The following is an 18,228-nucleotide window of genomic DNA, read 5'->3' on the forward strand; positions in this document are numbered from 1 at the left end:
CCGCCGGTAGGGTGAGCGGGTGACCGCGAACACCGAACGTCCCGCGCCCGATCTGTACACGACCGCGGGGAAGATCGCGGACCTCAGGAACCGCTACCACGAGGCCGTCACGGCCAGTGGCGAGGCGGCGATCGAGAAGCAGCACGCCAAGGGCAAGATGACCGCACGGGAGCGGATCGACACCCTCCTCGACCCGGGCTCGTTCGTCGAGCTGGACGAGTTCGTGCGCCACCGCACCCACGCCTTCGGCATGGAGAAGAAGCGCCCCTACGGCGACGCCGTCGTCACCGGGACCGGCACCATCCACGGCCGCCAGGTCGCCGTGTACTCGCAGGACTTCACGATCTTCGGCGGCTCGCTCGGCGAGGTGGCCGGCGAGAAGATCATCAAGGTGATGGACCTCGCCCTGAAGACCGGCGTCCCGATCATCGGCATCCTCGACTCCGGCGGAGCACGGATCCAGGAGGGCGTGGTCGCCCTCGGCAAGTACGGCGAGATCTTCCGCCGCAACACCGCGGCGAGCGGCGTGATCCCCCAGATCTCGATCATCTGCGGCCCTGCCGCGGGAGGGGCGGTCTACTCCCCCGCCCTGACCGACTTCGTGATCATGGTCGACAAGACCAGCCAGATGTTCGTCACCGGGCCCGACGTGATCAAGACCGTCACCGGCGAGGACGTCGGCATGGAGGAGCTCGGCGGCGCGCTGACCCACAACAAGATCTCGGGCGTCTCGCACTACCTCGCGAGCGACGAGAACGACGCGCTCGACTACGCGCGGACGCTCCTGTCCTTCCTCCCGGACAACAACCTGTCGCCTGTCCCCGTCTTCGAGACCGAGGTCGACCTCGAGACGACCGACGCGGACCGCTTCCTCGACACGGTCATCCCGGACAGCCCGAACCAGCCGTACGACATGCGCGCCGTCATCGAGCACATCGTCGACGAGGGCGACTTCCTCGAGGTGCAGCCGCTGTTCGCGCCGAACATCGTGATCGGCTTCGGCCGCGTCGAGGGCCGCTCCGTCGGCATCATCGCGAACCAGCCGAGCGCCATGGCGGGCACGCTGAACATCGAGGCGGGCGAGAAGGCGTCCCGCTTCGTCCGCTTCTGCGACGCGTTCTCGCTGCCGATCCTGACCCTGGTCGACGTCCCGGGCTATCTGCCCGGCACCGACCAGGAGTGGACCGGCGTCATCCGCCGCGGCGCGAAGCTGCTCTACGCCTACGCCGAGGCGACCGTGCCGCTGGTCACGGTCATCCTGCGCAAGGCCTACGGCGGCGCGTACATCGTGATGGGGTCCAAGCAGCTGGGAGCCGACATCAACCTCGCGTGGCCGACCGCCGAGATCGCCGTCATGGGAGGCCAGGGCGCGGTGAACATCCTCTACCGCAACGAGATCCGCAAGGCGGAGGAGGCCGGCGAGGACGTCGCAGCCGTCCGGACGCGCCTGGCGAACGAGTACACCTACAACGTCGCGAGCCCGTTCCTCGCGGCCGAGCGCGGCGAGCTCGACGGCGTGATCGAGCCCTCGGCGACGCGTGTCTCCGTCATCAAGGCGCTGCGGGCGCTGCGCACCAAGCGCGCCAACCTGCCCGCGAAGAAGCACGGCAACATCCCGCTCTGACCCGGCCTGCTCGGACGCCGCGGCAGGAGACGGGAGACCGTCCGTGCCGCGGCGTTCCGCTGCGCCCACCTCCTCACGGGGCGGAGGGGGCGGAACGATCAGTCGGAGGAGCCGGGGCCGGTCCGTCGGGCAGCGGACTCCGCGGGAGCATCGGGCCGCACGACGGGAGCGTCCGGCTCCGCGGCCGGAGCGTCCGGCTTCCCTGTCGCGGAATCGGGCTCCGCTTCCCGGGCATCCGCCCTCGCAGCCGGAGCACCCGCCTTGACCGCAGGAGCACCCGCCTTCACCCCAGGACCGTCCGGCTCGGCTGTCGGAGCACCCGCCTTCGCCGCAGGAGCGCCTGCCCTGGCGGCCGGAGCATCCGGCTTCGCCGCGGACGCCTCGGACGGCTTCTCCTCCGGCTTCGCCCCGACCACCCGCGCGAACGCCAGCGCCTGCGCGGCGGAGAGGTCGGGCAGATAGGCGCGACCCAGCGCGGCTCCGATCCGGGGCAGCTGCAGCGCGTCGGCGTAGGTCATCCAGAGGCCCGCGTAGCGCGGGTGGAACTTGGCCTTGAAGCGGAACAGCGACGTGAAGCCGTAGGCCGGCTCGAGCGTCCGCGAGAGGAACTCGAGCAGGCGCGAGAGGACCGTCGGCTCCGGAGGCTCCTCCCCCTCCTCGACCGGTGCGGTGGCGAGCGGTGCGCCCGAGAGCGAGAGGAACTCGGCGCCCTCCTCCTTGACGCGCAGCGCCGCGGAGGCGATGAGGAACTCCATGATGCCGGGCATCGAGTCGTCGGAGCGGCGCATGAAGTCGAGGGTCCAGCCGACAACGCGCCCCTCCCGATGCACGGGCAGCCAGCTCGTCACCCCCTGCAGCACGCCGTCCGGTCCGACCGCGAGCAGGAGGGCGACGTCGGGATCGCGGACCTCGTCGATCCCACCGAGGGTGAAGCCCATCTCGGGCAGCGCCTTCTCGGCGACCCAGCGCTCCGACAGGTCGACGATCTGGTTGGCCATGCCGAGGGAGAGCTCGGGCCAGCTGGTCCACTGCGCCTCGATGCCCAGCTTGATGCCGCGCGTGAGCGGGTAGCGCACCTTCTGCCACCGCTTGCCGGTGAGCTCGAAGGAGGAGAGCTCGATGATCGTCTCCTCGCCGACCGAGAGGCGCGACCAGCCGAGCCGGTCGAAGACGGGGAGCAGCTCGTCGTGGATGCTGTAGAAGACGGGCGTCCAGCTGCGCTCGTCGCAGAAACGCACGAACTCGGCCACGACGTCCTCCCGCCGCTCCGGAGCGCAGGCCGGGTCGGAGAGGGTGATCGCCACGCCGCCGATCACCCGGTAGGCGACTCCGCCGGTCCCGTCGGCCGAGATCCAGTGCGCGTTGCCCTCCCAGGTCCCCTGGTGGCCGAGGCTGCCGGCGCCGTGCAGGGACAGGAGCGCGCGGTACCGCGCCTCGTCGCCGCGGTTCCGCTGCACGTCGGTGGCCCGGAGCAGAGCGACCACCGCCACGACGACCACGAGCCAGAACACCGGGCCGACCCACTCGAAGACGATCCGCGCAACGGGCTCCCGCGGCACGGCGAGCAGTCCGGCGCCGCCGAGGAAGCTCACCGGGACGAAGCGCAGCAGCCCGTCCAGGAGGAGCCTCCCGAGGCCCAGGAGCGGCTCGAAGCTCGTGCGCACGCCGGCCGAGAGCGCCAGGTAGCCGCCGAGGGACACGACGAAGGCGATGGCGACGACCCGCGTCCAGAGCCTCGCGGCGGCACGGGGCGCGCGGATGCGGAAGTGCCTCCTCCCGAACACGAGCATCGCCACGACGGCCAGCGGCACCAGCACCGTCGTCGCCACCCAGAGCAGGTACTCGGCGTAGTACAGGAACTCGGGGTGACGGGCGGCGCGCTGGAGGGAGAAGACCTCCAGGATCGCGATCGCGATGTTCACCCCGACCGCCAGCAGCAGGCCCAAGCGGCGCCCGGAGCGCAGGCCGTAGGCGGCGACGAGCAGGAGGACGAGCGGGACGAACGTCAGCAGGATCGGCCCGGGGGCGACCAGGCTCAGCTTCACGTGGTGCGCGCAGTGCCGGAGTGCGCGGCTGCACGGGTCCTCGAGGTCCGTCGTCCCCGTGAAGGCGCTCTGCAGCAGTCGGCCGAGGAACGAGAACGGACCGTAGCCCGAGTCGGAGAGGACGGCGACGAGCGGACCGATCGCGGTGACGACGACGACCGCCGCCAGCAGCCCCCGGGACTCGCGGTGCGAGCTCGGCGCCGGACGCTGCGGACGCAGCCCCGACGCTCCCCGCGCGAGCACCGCGCCGAGCACGAGCCCCGCGCCGCCCGCGAGGAGCCGGTACGCGTCGGCGGAGTCGCCCGCGTAGAGCACGAACATCAGCACGACGGCGAAGACGGTCACCCGGAGCCTGCGACGCCACAGAGCGCCCATGAAGGCGGTCGAGGCGATGAGGGCGCCGACCGCGCCGATCAGCGGGTCGAAGGTGTGGTCGCCGACGGTGTCGCCCGCCCACCACTCCCCGACGAGAGCGCCGATCGACTGCACGGAGGACCCGACGACGATCCCGACGGCGCCGGTCACGAGGAAGGCGAGGAGGGTGCGGGCCGAGCCGAGGCGGCGCTCCGCGGCGAGAAGCATCGGGAGCACCAGCACGACGTCCAGGAGCAGCTGCAGCGGGTCCGCCGCGATCAGGAGGGCGGTCACCGCTGTCCACGGACGGCCGTCGAGGGTCGTCATCGGGCCCGCCGCCCACCAGGCCGTCGTCTCGGCTCCCGCGGGGGCGACGAGCGTCCCCGTGATCGCGCTCGCGGCCAGGAGGACCAGGACGACCGAGACGGCCGCAGGCGACCTCCGGACCAGCAGACGCAGGGGGCGCAGCGCCGCGGCACCGCTCCTCGGGAACCACGTCGGCATGCGGGGACGCTCCTGTTCGCAACGGACGGACGACGCTCCGGCGGCATCCGGCGTCAGCATAGCCATGCCCCGCCGACCGGCGCCGTGAACGGCATGCGATAGCGTCACGGGATGACCGCCTCCGACTCCGCACCCGCCGTCGTCATCTCCACCCCCGGCCTCGACGCCGCCGAGATCGCCGCCGTCACGGCCGTCGTCACCGCACTGACCTCTCGCACCGAGGCCGAGCCGGAGACCCCGCAGGAGCTCAGCGGGGGCTGGAACGACCGCGCCGCAGCGGTCCGCAGGCCGCTCCGGCCGGCACCCGGAGCGTGGCGCTCCTTCTCCGGCTGAGCGGACTCGCAGACGCAGCCCGTCGGGGAACGAGCGATCCGCGACGCGGAACGTGAAATTTGTCCCCCGATTAGTCCCCTAAAGTGCTGACTATGCGCCTCCTGGCGGAGCGAGCACACTAGTGGACGTACGGTGCTCCTCCTTCGGAAGGGGCACCGCCAATCACTCGCCGACCAGGGTAAGCAGGCGGGTGTGTTGGGGGCGAGTGAGGGTAATATTCGGGTTGTTACCCTCACTCGGGGTTTGACGGCGGGCCGGGCCCCCTCTTCGGAGGAGTGGACGGCCCGCCGCACTCCGTTAACGGGCTTTCGTCCTGACGCGCTCTGCGCTCAACGGGCTCCGCTCATGACGGCTCTGCTCACGCTCGTGCCGCGCCGACGATCGGTCCGCGCCGAGAGACCGGGTGCGCCAGGACCTGAGCCGTGCTGAGAGCCGGAGCGTACCGACCGCGGCACCGATCCGACATCCGCACGCCCTCCGGGGCGGGTCGCCGCCGGTCGCTGCGCAGGCGGACGGCCGCGCCGTCCCGCGCGCGCTCCGCCGCTCAGACGTCCCGTCCGCCGACGCCGTCGCGCCGGATCTCGACCCAGGCGTCGACCTCGTCCCCCGCGTCGTCGGAGCCGAGGGCGCCCGCGCTGCCGTCGCCGGCCGTCCGCAGGCCCACCACTGTGACCGCCGAGGCCGAGTCGGCCGACGCGGTGCGCACCACCACGCGGTCGACCTCCTCGCGGATCCCGCTCAGAGCCTGGGCGAGCTCCCCCAGCACCCGTCGGCTCTCGCCCTCGGAGGTGCGGTCGAGGCCGCCGTCGTCGAGCACCGACACGGTCACCCCCCGCCGCCGCGCGTCGAGCACGAGACGCCGCACCTCGTCGTCCAGCAGCCGCCGGCCGCGGATCTCGTCGCGCACGGCCGCCTCGAGCAGCCGGCACTCGCGCCGCTCCTCGTCGGTGAGGCCCGGTCCCGGCTCGGCGATGCGCAGCAGCATGTCGGCGGCGAGGGCGCGGGTCTGCTCCAGCCGGACCTCGCGCTCCGTGAGGTGCGCCTCCTCCGCGGCCCGCCACGACGCGGCCGCGCGCTCGGCCGCCTCGAGCACGCGCGCCTCGGAGCCCGCGCGCCCGAGCTCGACGATGAGCAGCTGCGCGATCGCGACCCAGGCGATCCCCCCGACGACGCCGAGAGTGGCCAGCGCGGCCGGGCCGGCCCAGAACACGGTGTGCACGATCAGGAAGCCGACGCCGACCCAGGCGCAGGCCGCGCGCCGGCGGGCGCACACGATCGTCATGAGGGTGCCGACCGCGGCGATGTACCAGGTGGAGTAGCCGTTGGAGGCACCCGGATCGAGCGAGGGCGCGACCAGCAGCGGCAGAGCGACGGCGACCGCGGTCATCCCGACCGCGACGGGCAGGGCGAGCCGGGTCGTCGCTCCCGGCCAGAGGGCGACGACGGTCGCCGCGACGTACAGCGCGACCGCGACGAGGTCGGCCGGCGTGGCCGGGGAGATGCGGAAGGAGAAGAAGGCGAGCACCACGTGGTACAGCGAGAAGCCGGCGCCGAGCGCCTGGAGCAGGGGGCGCGGGTAGGCGATCACGGCCCTCCTCCCGCGTCCGCCCGCCAGGAGAGGACGACACGGGTGCCCTCGCCCGGAGTCGAGTCGACCCGCGCCGATCCCCGCGCGTTGTGCACCCGCTCGAGGATGGAGAGCCGGATGCCCAGCCGCTCGCGCGGGACGTCGGCGAGCCGGAAGCCGCGGCCGTCGTCCTCCACCACGACCTCCACCGCGCCGTCGCCCAGCAGCCCGTGCACGGCGCGGTGGACGCTGCCGCTCGGACCCGCGTGCTGAACGCTGTTGGCGAGCGCCTGCCAGACCGCGCCGAGCAGCGCCTCGGCCACCGGGCGCGGCAGCGTCGTCGCGCGCGGATCCACTCCGTCGGCCGTCGCGACTGCGATCTCGGTCCCGAAGGTGGACGCCGCGTGGGCGAGCTGGCGCTGCAGGAGCTCGAGCGGGACCAGCCCCTCGGGCGGCTCCGGCTCGTGGTCGGGCAGCAGCACGGCGAGGGTGCGCTGCGCCATCGAGGAGACCAGCGCACGCTCGGCCGGCGACTCGGCGGAGGCGGCGGAGAGCAGCGTCGCAAGCACGTTGTCGTGCACCAGGGCGTCGACCTCGACCCGCTCCACCTCGCCGGCGTGCTGGCGCATCGCCGCCTCGTACTGCTCCATGGCCGTCGTCTGCGCGCGATCGATCTGGTCGGCCGACTGCCGGAGCACGGTGATCAGCACCAGCATCACGAAGCCGACGATGCCCACGTAGGCGGCGTCGAGGATCGCGCGGGTCGGCTCCGCCCCGCCGCCGGAGGGGAGGACGCGCAGCAGCCCGAACAGCACGGTCGTCACCGACACGTACGCGATCGCGATCCGGAGGGGAGCCGCGATCGTGCAGAAGGCGGTGCCGATGGTCAGCAGGTACCAGATCCACGGGGTCTCGCGGTCCGCGCCCCCGGTGGCGACGGCGGCCGGCCAGGTCAGGAGGGCCACGAGGACACCGACCGCGACCAGGACCGCCGTGATCCGCGTGCCCCGCCGCAGCACGGCGGTGACCACGGCGGCGGTGAGCGATCCGAAGACCAGCACCAGCACCGGCCAGGCCACCTCGGGGCGCAGCAGGGGCAGCTGGGCGAGGATCGGCGGGACGGTCTGCACACCGAAGCCGAAGCCGAAGAACGACACGACCGTGCTGATGATCCGGTCGATCCGCTCGCGCCCGGCGTTGCGGCGGGCGATCGGCGCCTCAGCGCCCGCCATCGCCGTCGTCCGGGTCGATGCCCGGCAGGATGCCGTCCTCCACCGCGCGCCGCAGCAGATCGACCTTCGTCGGGGCGGGACGGCCGATCTCGACGTACTTGTCACGGATCCGGTCGAGGTACTCCTTCGCCGTCGACACCGAGATCTGCAGCCGCTCGGCCACCAGCTTCAACGGCAGCCCCGAGGCGTAGAGGTGCAGGACGTCGCGCTCGCGACGACCGAGCACGGCCCGCGCGAAGTCGTCGTCGGCGTCGATGGCCGAGGCCCACTCCAGATTGTTGAGGACCTCGCCGCGGGCGACGGTGCGGATGGCGGCGACGACCGTCGACATGGGCGAGGACTTCGGGATGACGCCGGCCGCTCCCGCGGCGAGCGCCTCCCGCACGGCCACGACGCGGTCGGCGATGCTGTGGACGAGGACGGCGGAGCCGCGCACCTGCCCCCACTTGACGTTGCTGGTGATGCTCGAGCCGTCGTTCAGGGACAGGTCGAGGACGAGCACCTCGATCTCGGCGCCGCCGATCGTGCTCTCGAGGGCCTGGACGGTCTCGGCGGCGGCGACCACCTGCATCCCCGCGCTCTCGACGGCGGCGGCCACGCCCAGGCGCACCGACTCGTGGTCGTCCACGATCGCCACGCGCACGCGCGGGGCCTCGGCTGCGTCGACGTGGGGCTCCATCCCGCCCATGGTACGCAGACGCGGGCCCGCGGTCAGTCCTCTCGGCGGACCAGTCGCGCAACGGCCTCCACGTGGGAGGTGTGCGGGAAGAGGTCGAAGCCCTCGAGGCACTCCAGCTCGTAGCCCGCCCCGGTCAGGGCGCCCACGTCGCGGGCGAGCGCGACCGGGTCGCAGGCGACGTAGACGAGCTGCGCCGGCCGCAGCTCCGCCAGAGCGTCGGTGACCGCTCGGCCGGCGCCCGAGCGCGGCGGGTCGAGGACCACGGTCGCCGCGCGCCACCGCGCCCGCTCGCGCGCATCGGCCTGGGCGACGACGTCGCGGAGGTAGCGGTCGACGCGGGCGGTCACCGCGCGGGCGCCGACCTGGTCGGCCAGGTTCTCGAGCGCGTGCTCGGTGGCGCGGGAGTCACTCTCGACGCTGGTCACGCGCACTCCGGCGCCGAGGCGGTCGGCCAGCGCCGCGGCGAGCAGGCCGACCCCTCCGTAGAGGTCGTGGTTGGCGGCCGACGGGTCCGCCGCATCCGCGTCGACGGCGGCCTGCACGGCCTCGAAGAGCGCGGCGGCGGCTCCGCGGTGCACCTGCCAGAAGCCGGTGCGGTCGACCCGGAAGGTGCGGTCGGCGACGAACTCGCTCACCACCGTGCGGTCGCGGCGGGCGCGCTTGTCGGAGGGGTCGTGCACGAGCACCGCGGCCCCCTCGGACCCGGCCGCGTCGACGAGGTCGACCACCGAGCCGGGAGCGAGGCGCTCGCCGAGCGGTGCGGCCAAGGAGGAGTCGGCGGTCGCGAGGGGCAGCGACTCCACGGTGACGACGTGGTGGCTGCGTGCCGCGTAGGGGCCGACCCGTCCGTCGTCGTCGACGTGGAGGCGGTTCCGCGTGCGCCAGCCGAGGCCGCCGGACGCGTCGTCCCCGCCGATCGGCGAGACCTCCACCTCGACCTCGCGACGGGCGAAGCGGGAGAAGGAGTCGACGAGCACGAGGCGCTTCAGCTCGCGCTGGTAGGCCAGGTCGGCGTGGCCGAGCTCGGCGCCGCCGACGCGCTCCCCCGGGCGGCGGTCGAGGGCGGCCTCGGGCCAGACGTGCTCCACCCGGTGCTCGGACGCCTCGAGCACCTCGAGCGCCTCGGCACGCCAGAAGCTGTCGTGCCGGACCTCGCTGATCCGCGCCCGCACGCGCTCGCCGGGGAGGACGTCCGGGACGAAGACGACGCGGCCCTCGTGCCGGGCGACGAACACGCCGCCGTGGGCGACGTTGCTAATGTCGAGCTCGATCTCGGTCCCGAGTGCGTCGTCGGCCCCGTCGGGGCGGGCGGATGCTCGGGACGGGGTCTGTGCCATCCGTCGAGCATCCCACAGCGTGGGCCCGGCCGCAGGGAGCCCTCGTGCGCCTCTACCTCGCCTCCACCTCCCCCGCGCGCCTCGCGCTGCTGCGGGCCTCCGGGATCGAGCCCGTCGTCGTCCCCTCCGAGGTGGACGAGCCCGCGGCCGTCGCCCGGGCCGAGCAGGAGCGGGGCGCGGCGCTGGACGCGGACGCCACCGTCTCGCTGCTCGCCCGCGCCAAGGCGCACGCCGTCCTGCGCCCGGACATCGACGGTCTGGTGCTCGGCGGCGACTCCGCGTTCGTCCTCGACGGCGTCGTCCACGGCAAGCCGCACGAGCCGGAGCGGGCCCGGGAGCGCTGGCGCGCCCAGCGCGGTGGCACCGGCCGCCTCCACTCCGGCCACTGGCTCGTCGACCACCGTGGCGGGAGGATCGTCGCCGAGGCCGGAGCGGTCACCTCCGCCGCCGTCACGTTCGCCGACGACATCGACGACGCCGAGATCGACGCCTACGTCGCCACCGGCGAGCCCCTCGAGGTGGCCGGCGCCTTCACCATCGACGGCCGCGGCGCCGGCTTCATCACCGCGATCGAGGGCGACCCCTCGACGGTGATCGGGATGTCGGTGCCGACCCTCCGCACTCTGGTGCGGAGCCTCGGCGTCGACTGGACCGCGCTCTGGAACCGCTGAGGCCCGTCCCGCCCTTGTGAGGAACCGACGAAGGCCCTCCGCTTCTTTGTGGTGAGCCGCGCCGGGCCGGGCGGAGCCGCCCCCTAGGGTTGGGGACCATGCCGAAGATTACGAAGGTGCTCGTCGCCAACCGGGGCGAGATCGCCGTCCGAGTCATCCGCGCCGCCCGCGACAGCGGGATCGCCTCCGTGGCCGTCTACGCCGACCAGGACCGCGACGCCGTGCACAGCCGCCTCGCCGACGAGGCCTACGCCCTCGGCGGGACGACCAGCGCCGAGACCTACCTCGTCATCGACAAGCTGCTCTCGGTGGCCCGCCGCTCCGGTGCCGACGCCGTGCACCCCGGCTACGGCTTCCTCGCCGAGAACGCCGACTTCGCCCGCGCCGTCATCGACGCCGGCCTGATCTGGATCGGCCCCGGCCCCGAGGCCATCGAGCGCCTCGGCGACAAGGTCTCGGCCCGCCACGTCGCCGAGAAGGTCGGCGCGCCGCTCGCCCCGGGAACCCTCAACCCCGTCTCCGGCGCCGCCGAGGTGCTCGAGTTCGTGGACCAGTACGGCCTCCCCGTCGCGATCAAGGCGGCCTTCGGCGGCGGCGGTCGCGGCCTCAAGGTCGCCCGCGAGCGCGACGAGGTCGAGGAGCTGTTCGCCTCGGCCACGCGCGAGGCCGTCGCCGCCTTCGGCCGCGGCGAGTGCTTCGTCGAGAAGTACCTCGACCAGCCGCGCCACGTCGAGACCCAGTGCCTGGCCGACGCGCACGGCAACGTCGTCGTGGTCTCCACCCGCGACTGCTCCCTCCAGCGCCGCCACCAGAAGCTCGTCGAGGAGGCGCCCGCGCCGTTCCTGACGGACACGCAGAACACCGAGCTCTACCGCGCCTCGAAGGCGATCCTGCAGGAGGTCGGCTACCTCGGCGCCGGGACCTGCGAGTTCCTGATCGGCAAGGACGGCACGGTGTCCTTCCTCGAGGTGAACACCCGCCTCCAGGTCGAGCACCCCGTGTCGGAGGAGATCACCGGCATCGACCTCGTGCGCGAGCAGTTCCGCCTCGCCGAGGGCGGCGTGCTCGACTACGACGACCCGGCGCCCCGCGGCCACTCCTTCGAGTTCCGCATCAACGGCGAGGACGCGGGCCGCGGCTTCCTCCCCGCTCCGGGCCCGGTGCACGTCTTCAAGGCCCCCGGCGGACCCGGCGTCCGCGTCGACTCCGGCGTCGTCGCCGGCGACGTGATCTCCGGCTCCTTCGACTCGCTCCTCGCGAAGCTGATCGTCACCGGCGACAGCCGCGAGCAGGCGCTGGAGCGCTCGCGCCGCGCCCTCGCCGAGTTCGAGGTCACCGGACTGCCGACCGTCCTCCCCTTCCACCGCGCGATCGTCGAGGACCCGGCCTTCGCCCCCGAGGGCGGCGCACCCTTCACGATCTACACCCGCTGGATCGAGACCGAGTTCGAGAACACGATCCCGGCCTGGAGCGGCGAGCCCGGAGCGACCGACGAGCCGGCGGCCCGCCGGAACGTGGTCGTCGAGGTCGACGGGCGCCGCGTCGAGGTCACGCTCCCCGGCGACCTGGTCGGCTCGGGACCCGCCCGCGGGGCCGCTGCCGCCTCCCCGAAGCGCCGCGGCTCCTCCTCCGTCAGCACCGTCACGGGCGACTCCGTCGCCTCGCCCATGCAGGCCACCATCGTCAAGGTCGCCGTCGCCGAGGGCGACACGGTCGTCACCGGCGACCTGGTCGTCGTCCTCGAGGCGATGAAGATGGAGCAGCCGCTCACCGCCCACAAGGACGGCGTCGTGAAGGGCCTCGACGCGACGGCCGGAGCGACCGTCCCCGCGGGACACGTGCTCCTCCAGATCGTCTGAGCCCGTTCCGGGCCGCTCCCCGCGCGGCCCGGCGCGGTCGGCTCCTCGACGTGAGGGGTACCGCCGAGCGGGTCGCGTCGCGCTGCCGTCAATCGCTTCGCACGCGATTCCCGGTCGCGCGCTCTGCCGATGAAGGGCCGCACCCCGCGCGGCCCGGCGGAGGGGCGCGTCAGGTGACGATGTGCATGGCGCGCGCGGCGTCCGAGATCGAGCCGGTGAGGCTCGGGTAGACGGTGAAGGCCCGCGCGACCTGGTCGACGGTCAGGCGGTGCTCCACGGCGAGGGCGAGCGGGAAGATCAGCTCGCTCGCCTTCGGAGCGACGATGACGCCTCCGATGACGGTGCCGGAGCCGGTGCGCGCGAACAGCTTGACGAAGCCGTCGCGGATGCCCATCATCTTCGCCCGCGGGTTCGCGGCGAGCGGGAGCTTGTAGATCTCGCCCTGCGCGATGCCCTCCTCGATCTCGCGCTGGCTCCACCCGACGGTCGCGATCTCGGGCTGCGTGAAGATGTTCGCCGCGACGTTGCGCACCTCGGTCGGGTTCACGGCGTCGCCCATCGCGTGGAACACGCCGGTGCGGCCCTGCATGGCGGCGACGGAGGCGAGCGGGAGGAACGTGGTGCAGTCCCCGGCCGCGTAGATCGAGGGGACGCTGGTGCGGGCGACGCGGTTGACGCGGATGTGCCCCGACTCCGTCAGCTGCACCCCCGCGTCCTCGAGGCCGATGCCCGCCGTGTTCGGCACGGAGCCGACGGCCATCAGGCAGTGCGAGCCCTCGACGACACGTCCGTCCGAGAGCACGGCCTGCACGCCCTTCTCGGTCCGCTCGACGCGGTCGGCGCGCGACTTCGAGAGCACGACCATGCCGTTGCGCTTGAAGACGTTCTCGATCACGGCGGCCGCGTCGGCGTCCTCGCCGGGCAGCACCTGGTCGCGGGAGGAGATGAGGGTCACGCGGGCGCCGAGCGCACGGTAGGCGGAGGCGAACTCCGCGCCGGTCACGCCGGAGCCCACCACGATCAGGTGCTCGGGGACGGACTTGAGGTTGTAGAGCTGGGTCCAGCTGAGGATGCGCTCGCCGTCGGGAGCCGCGGTCGGGAGCACACGGGGGCTGGCGCCCACCGAGACCACGATCGTGTCCGCCTCGATGCGGTCGAAGTCCATGCCCTCGCCGCCGGCCGCCGTGGAGACGATCAAGGCGTTCGAGCCGTCCAGGCGCCCGTCCCCCTGGACGATGCGCACGCCGTGGTGCACCAGGTTCGCGCGCATGTCCTCGGACTGCTGGCGCGCGAGCCCGAGCAGGCGCTTGTTCACCGTCGCCAGGTTGACCGCCACGTCCGGGCGCACCGGCTTGTTCTGCTCCGAGCGGGTGAAGAACTGCACGCCCAGGTCGGCGGCCTCGCCGATGGCGTTGGTGGCCTCCGCCGTCGCGATGAGCGACTTCGACGGGACGACGTCGGTGATGACGGCCGAGCCGCCCACTCCGACCCGCTCGACCAGGGTGACCTCAGCGCCGAGCTGCGCTCCCGCGATGGCGGCTTCGTAGCCGCCCGGCCCCCCTCCGAGTACAGCGATCCTCTGCGCGCGCTCGAACTCGTAAGCCATGCTTCCCATTGTCCTCTCTCACTGAGTGTTCGCCCAATCGCGGGGTGTCGGATCGGCCGCGGGAGTCGCCCTCCGCCGCCGCGCAGCCCGTCGGTAGGGTGGGAGGATGTCCGACCAGACCCTTCACCCCCTCGACGCCCCCGACGCCGATCCCTTCGAGATCGCGGCCCGCGCGGCCGCTCAGATCGCCGAGGCGACAGGGGTCGAGAAGCACGACATCGCCCTCACCCTCGGCAGCGGCTGGGGCAAGGCCGCCGACGCGATCGGCGAGACGACCGCGACGGTGGAGGCCACCGAGATCCTCGGCTTCTCCAAGCCGGCCGTGCACGGGCACGGCGGCACCCTGCGCTCCGTCCTGCTCCCCACCGGCAGGCGCGCGCTGATCATCGGCGCCCGCACCCACTACTACGAGGGCTACGGCGTGCGCCGCGTCGCGCACAGCGTCCGCACCGCCGCCGCGACGGGCGCGACGGTGATGATCCTCACCAACGGCGCGGGCGGCATCAAGGAGCACTGGACGCCCGGGACCCCCGTGCTGATCAGCGACCACATCAACCTCACCGCCGACTCGCCGCTCGAGGGCGCGACCTTCGTCGACCTCACCGACCTCTACTCCTCGCGCCTGCGCGACCTCGCCCGGGGGACGCGTCCTGAGCTGGACGAGGGCGTGTACGTGCAGTTCCGCGGGCCGCACTACGAGAGCCCGGCCGAGGTGCAGATGGCGAGGATCATCGGCGGCCACATCGTCGGCATGTCGACCGCCCTCGAGGCCATCGCCGCGCGCGAGGCGGGCATGGAGGTGCTGGGCATGTCGCTCATCACGAACCTCGCCGCCGGCATCCAGAAGACCCCCCTCAGCCACGAGGAGGTGCTCGAGGCCGGCCGCGACGCCGAGGACGACCTCGCCCGCCTGCTCGCCGGGATCACGGGCGCCCTGTGAGCGCCGACGTCCGGGAGCTCGCCGAGGCCTGGCTCGCCCAGGACCCCGACCCGGAGACGCGGGAGGAGCTGGTCGGCCTGCTGACCGCCTCCGACTCGGGCGACGCCTCCGCCCGCGCCGAGCTCGAGGACCGCTTCGGCGCCCGCCTGGCGTTCGGCACCGCGGGCCTGCGCGGCGCCATCGCGGCGGGATCCAACCGGATGAACCGCGTGCTGGTCTCGCAGGCCGCCGTCGGCCTGGCCGACTTCCTGCTGGCGCAGGGCGTCCAGCGGCCCGTGGTCGTGATCGGCTACGACGGCCGGAAGAACTCGCGCGTCTTCGCGGAGGACTCCGCCGCGCTGATGGCGGGCGCCGGCGTGGACGCGGTGCTGCTGCCCCGGCTCCTGCCCACCCCCGTGCTGGCCTTCGCCGTGCGCCACCTCGGCGCCGACGCCGGAGTGATGGTCACGGCGAGCCACAACCCGCCGCAGGACAACGGCTACAAGGTGTACCTCGGCGGCGCCGACGAGGGCTCGCAGATCGTGCCGCCGGTCGACTCCGAGATCGCCGAGCGGATCCTCGCGGTCGCGCGGGACCGGCGCGTTCCGGAGCTGCCGCGCGGCGAGTACCGGCTCGCGGACGAGTCCGTGGTCGCCGCCTACATCGAGGCGACGGCCGCCGTCGGCCGCCAGTCCGCTCCGCTGCGCATCGTCTACACGGCGATGCACGGGGTCGGCTGGGAGACGGCGCACCGGGTGCTCTCCGCGGCGGGATTCGACGAGCCGGCCGTCGTGGTCGAGCAGATCGAGCCCGACGCGGCGTTCCCCACGGTCGCGTTCCCCAACCCGGAGGAGGCGGGCGCCCTCGACCTCGCTTTCTCGACCGCGCGCTCCGGTCGCGCGCAGCTGATCGTGGCCAACGACCCGGACGCCGACCGCTTCGCCGCCGCCGTGCCCGACGCCTCCGCGCCGGAGGGCTTCCGGCGCCTCACCGGCAACGAGGTCGGAGCGCTCCTCGGCTGGCGCGCCGCCGAGCAGGCCCGCCGCGAGGGCCGCACCGGAGGAGCGCTCGCCTGCTCGATCGTGTCCTCCCCCGCCCTCGGTGCCCTGGCGGCCGACTACGGCCTCGACTTCGCCGAGACGCTCACGGGCTTCAAGTGGATCTCGCGCGTCCCCGACCTCGTCTTCGGCTACGAGGAGGCGCTCGGCTACCTGGTGAACCCCGGGACGGTCCGCGACAAGGACGGCGTCTCGGCCGCGCTCGCCTTCCTCTCCCTCGCGAGCGCGCTCGCCGCCGAGGAGCGCACGATCGACGACGAGCTGGAGTCGTTCGCCGAGCGGTTCGGGCTCTTCGGATCGGAGCAGATCTCGCTCCGCGTCACCGACCTCTCCGAGATCGGCCGGATCATGGCCGGACTGCGCGCGACGCCTCCGACCGCGATCGGCGGGCTCGCCGTCGAGCGGAGCGAGGACCTGCTCGCCGAGGGCGGCGCGCTGCCCCCGACCGACGCGCTCCGCTTCTCCCTGAACGGTGCCCGTCTCATCGCGCGCCCGAGCGGCACGGAGCCGAAGGTCAAGCTCTACCTCGACGCCTGGTCGCACGACTCCGACGCCGACGCCCGCTGGTCGGCCGTCTCGTCCCGCCTCGCCGCCCTGCGCACCGGCGCCGCGGAGCTCCTCGCGTAGGTCCCCCTCCGGTCAGCGGGGCGCGCGGACACCGATCCGCTCGCCCCGCTTCCAGAGCCACTCCACCGGACCGAGCTCGAACCGGCGCAGCCACAGGTGCGCGGCGAGCACGACGACCGCCGCGATGAGCAGGAACGCTCCGACGGTCGCCGGGACGCGCCACTGCGCGGCGGTCACCGCCAGCCCGAGTCCCCAGCCGTAGAAGAGGGCGCCGCCGAGCAGGTTCTGCAGGAGGTAGGCGCTCAGGGCGACCCGGCCGACCTCCCGCGCCCGGCGTGCCGCCCAGCCCTCGGCGCCCCGGCGGAGGCAGGCCTCGGCGAGGGCCGCGAGCAGGCCGAGCCCGACCAGGGGCGCGACGAGGTAGCGCTCGGCGAGCAGACCGGCGGCGCTCCCCCCGACGCCCAGCGCGAGGTCGACGGGGAGGGCGAGGGCGCCGAGGACCATCATGCGACGGCGGAGTGACGCGCCCTCGGCGGCGAGGACCCCCGCCCGATGGAGGCGCGCGCCGAGGAGGAACATCGCGAGGCTGAGGAGCCCGATGAGCACCGGCTCCGCACGGAAGACGCCCGCGTTCTGCAGCCGGAAGAGGGCGAGGCCGAGGAACGACGCGTCCGCGTAGGGGCTCCGGCCGGTCGGCCCCTGTCCGGCACCGTCCGGACTCGCCGCCACGAGCGCCACGAGCGCCGAGATCAGGACGACGTGCAGAGCACCGCAGACGAGGATCACGCGGCGCTGCGTCGTCGGCCGGGTGAGCAGCAGCCAGGCGACGACCGCTCCGGTGACGGCGTATCCCATGAGGACGTCGAACTCCGCGATCAGCACGTAGTTGACCGCGCCGTCCAGGAGGAGGAGCGTCGCGCGCCAGAGGTAGCGGCCCGGCCAGCGCGTCCCGCGCCGGACCGCGGAGGCGTGCTGGATCGCGAGGCCCACCCCGAAGGCGAGGGAGAGGAGGGCGAGGAACTTGCCCTGCGCCAGCGCCATCAGCAGGAGCTGCGCAGTCCCGGCGGAGGAGGAGGTCTCCGGCGTCACCGGGACGGAGAGCAGTCCGAGCATCCCCCAGGGGTGGGAGAAGATCCAGATGTTCGTGCCGAGGGTCCCGATGATCGCGACACCGCGGACGACGTCCAGGGTCGCGATGCGGCGGCCGGCTCCGGCACGGGGCGGCAATACGGTCGTATTGGTCATGTCCGAGAGCGTAGCCTGCTCGAGCAGTCGAACGAGAGGGACGCCATGCCGGATCGGCGCGAGAGCAGGAGCGACATCCTCTCGGCGGTCGTCGCCGTCCTCTCGGCCCGCGGGGCGGAGCACCTCAGCATCCGTACCGTCGCGGCCGAGGCCGGCGTCTCAGTGGGGGCCGTCCAGCACCACTTCCCGACGAAGCAGGCGCTGCTGGCCGGCGCGATGGCCCGGGTCGAGGAGCGCTTCCGCGAGCGGATGCGGAGCCGCCTGGAGGCCGAACCCTCGGCCGAGGTGCGGCTGCGCGTCTTCTGCGACGAGATCGCGTGCGTCGCGGACGAGGACGTGCCCGACGCGATCGTGTGGACCGCCTTCGCCTCCCGCGCCGGCACCGATCCGGAGATCCGCGCGATCCACACCGCCGGCTGGTCGCGCACGGAGGACGTCGGCCTGGAGCTGCTGCGCGCCGCGCATCCCGCGGCGTCGTTCGGCGCCGACGACGCGGCGCTTCTCCTCGCAGTCCTCGACGGCATCGCGGTCTCCCGCGCGGACGGCTGCTCGGGTCTTGGGGGGTCAGCGGGCGGCGAGCTGCTCGAGGACGGTGCCGATCAGGCGGCGGGCGCGGGCGGGGGAGAGG

The 18,228-nt window shown here is 73.5% G+C and carries 14 protein-coding genes; 7 read left to right on the top strand and 7 right to left on the bottom strand.

Annotation, left to right across the window (positions count from 1 at the left end; genetic code table 11):
• The first annotated feature begins 19 nt into the window (after window positions 1-19).
• Entirely contained in the window at window positions 20-1,624 is a 1,605-nt protein-coding gene (locus C5C44_RS02100) for an acyl-CoA carboxylase subunit beta (protein ID WP_104223164.1), read from the top strand.
• A 98-nt stretch (window positions 1,625-1,722) separates the two neighbouring features.
• Here C5C44_RS02100 and C5C44_RS02105 read toward each other — a convergent pair whose 3' ends face one another.
• On the bottom strand, window positions 1,723-4,527 hold the full coding sequence (locus C5C44_RS02105; RefSeq protein ID WP_181132658.1) for a bifunctional lysylphosphatidylglycerol flippase/synthetase MprF: 2,805 nt from the start codon (window positions 4,525-4,527) through the stop codon (window positions 1,723-1,725).
• Between the two features lie 111 nt (window positions 4,528-4,638).
• On the opposite strand from C5C44_RS02105, the gene C5C44_RS02110 reads away from it, so the two are divergent.
• Window positions 4,639-4,860, top strand: a complete 222-nt coding sequence (locus C5C44_RS02110) for an acyl-CoA carboxylase subunit epsilon (protein WP_104225462.1) — start codon at window positions 4,639-4,641, stop codon at window positions 4,858-4,860.
• A 544-nt stretch (window positions 4,861-5,404) separates the two neighbouring features.
• On the opposite strand, the gene C5C44_RS02115 is transcribed toward C5C44_RS02110, so the two are convergent.
• The 4 genes from C5C44_RS02115 to C5C44_RS02130 are packed head-to-tail and all read right to left on the bottom strand — an operon-like array spanning window position 5,405 to window position 9,675.
• Window positions 5,405-6,448 (bottom strand): hypothetical protein, encoded by a 1,044-nt coding sequence (locus tag C5C44_RS02115; protein ID WP_104225461.1) that lies wholly within the window; start codon window positions 6,446-6,448, stop codon window positions 5,405-5,407.
• Entirely contained in the window at window positions 6,445-7,659 is a 1,215-nt protein-coding gene (locus C5C44_RS02120) for a sensor histidine kinase (RefSeq protein WP_104256321.1), read from the bottom strand. The genes C5C44_RS02115 and C5C44_RS02120 overlap by 4 nt, the downstream gene beginning before the upstream one ends.
• Complete coding sequence (locus C5C44_RS02125; RefSeq protein WP_104223169.1) at window positions 7,646-8,347, bottom strand: response regulator transcription factor; 702 nt, start codon at window positions 8,345-8,347, stop codon at window positions 7,646-7,648. The genes C5C44_RS02120 and C5C44_RS02125 overlap by 14 nt, the downstream gene beginning before the upstream one ends.
• A 23-nt stretch (window positions 8,348-8,370) precedes the next feature.
• On the bottom strand, window positions 8,371-9,675 hold the full coding sequence (locus C5C44_RS02130; protein ID WP_146076846.1) for a class I SAM-dependent RNA methyltransferase: 1,305 nt from the start codon (window positions 9,673-9,675) through the stop codon (window positions 8,371-8,373).
• 44 nt (window positions 9,676-9,719) lie between these two features.
• On the opposite strand from C5C44_RS02130, the gene C5C44_RS02135 reads away from it, so the two are divergent.
• Window positions 9,720-10,346: a nucleoside triphosphate pyrophosphatase gene (locus C5C44_RS02135; RefSeq protein ID WP_258063397.1), complete on the top strand. Its 627-nt coding sequence runs from the start codon at window positions 9,720-9,722 to the stop codon at window positions 10,344-10,346.
• Between the two features lie 98 nt (window positions 10,347-10,444).
• Window positions 10,445-12,205: a biotin carboxylase N-terminal domain-containing protein gene (locus C5C44_RS02140; protein WP_104246684.1), complete on the top strand. Its 1,761-nt coding sequence runs from the start codon at window positions 10,445-10,447 to the stop codon at window positions 12,203-12,205.
• A gap of 169 nt (window positions 12,206-12,374) precedes the next feature.
• On the opposite strand, the gene C5C44_RS02145 is transcribed toward C5C44_RS02140, so the two are convergent.
• Complete coding sequence (locus C5C44_RS02145; RefSeq protein ID WP_104223171.1) at window positions 12,375-13,811, bottom strand: NAD(P)H-quinone dehydrogenase; 1,437 nt, start codon at window positions 13,809-13,811, stop codon at window positions 12,375-12,377.
• A 106-nt stretch (window positions 13,812-13,917) separates the two neighbouring features.
• On the opposite strand from C5C44_RS02145, the gene C5C44_RS02150 reads away from it, so the two are divergent.
• Window positions 13,918-14,751: a purine-nucleoside phosphorylase gene (locus C5C44_RS02150; RefSeq protein ID WP_104232831.1), complete on the top strand. Its 834-nt coding sequence runs from the start codon at window positions 13,918-13,920 to the stop codon at window positions 14,749-14,751.
• Complete coding sequence (locus C5C44_RS02155; protein ID WP_104335170.1) at window positions 14,748-16,415, top strand: phospho-sugar mutase; 1,668 nt, start codon at window positions 14,748-14,750, stop codon at window positions 16,413-16,415. Before C5C44_RS02150 ends, C5C44_RS02155 begins: the two co-directional genes overlap by 4 nt.
• Window positions 16,416-16,427: 12 nt before the next feature.
• Here C5C44_RS02155 and C5C44_RS02160 read toward each other — a convergent pair whose 3' ends face one another.
• Window positions 16,428-17,600 carry a DUF418 domain-containing protein gene (locus C5C44_RS02160; RefSeq protein ID WP_104335171.1) on the bottom strand — a complete coding sequence of 391 codons (1,173 nt, stop codon included), beginning with the start codon at window positions 17,598-17,600 and terminating at the stop codon, window positions 16,428-16,430.
• Window positions 17,601-17,645: 45 nt separating this feature from the next.
• Here C5C44_RS02160 and C5C44_RS02165 point away from each other — a divergent pair.
• The coding region (locus C5C44_RS02165; RefSeq protein WP_104335172.1) for a TetR/AcrR family transcriptional regulator at window positions 17,646-18,228 on the top strand (583 nt) is incomplete at its 3' end.

The organism is Rathayibacter sp. AY1F6 (assembly GCF_002932035.1).
Classification (GTDB): domain Bacteria; phylum Actinomycetota; class Actinomycetes; order Actinomycetales; family Microbacteriaceae; genus Rathayibacter.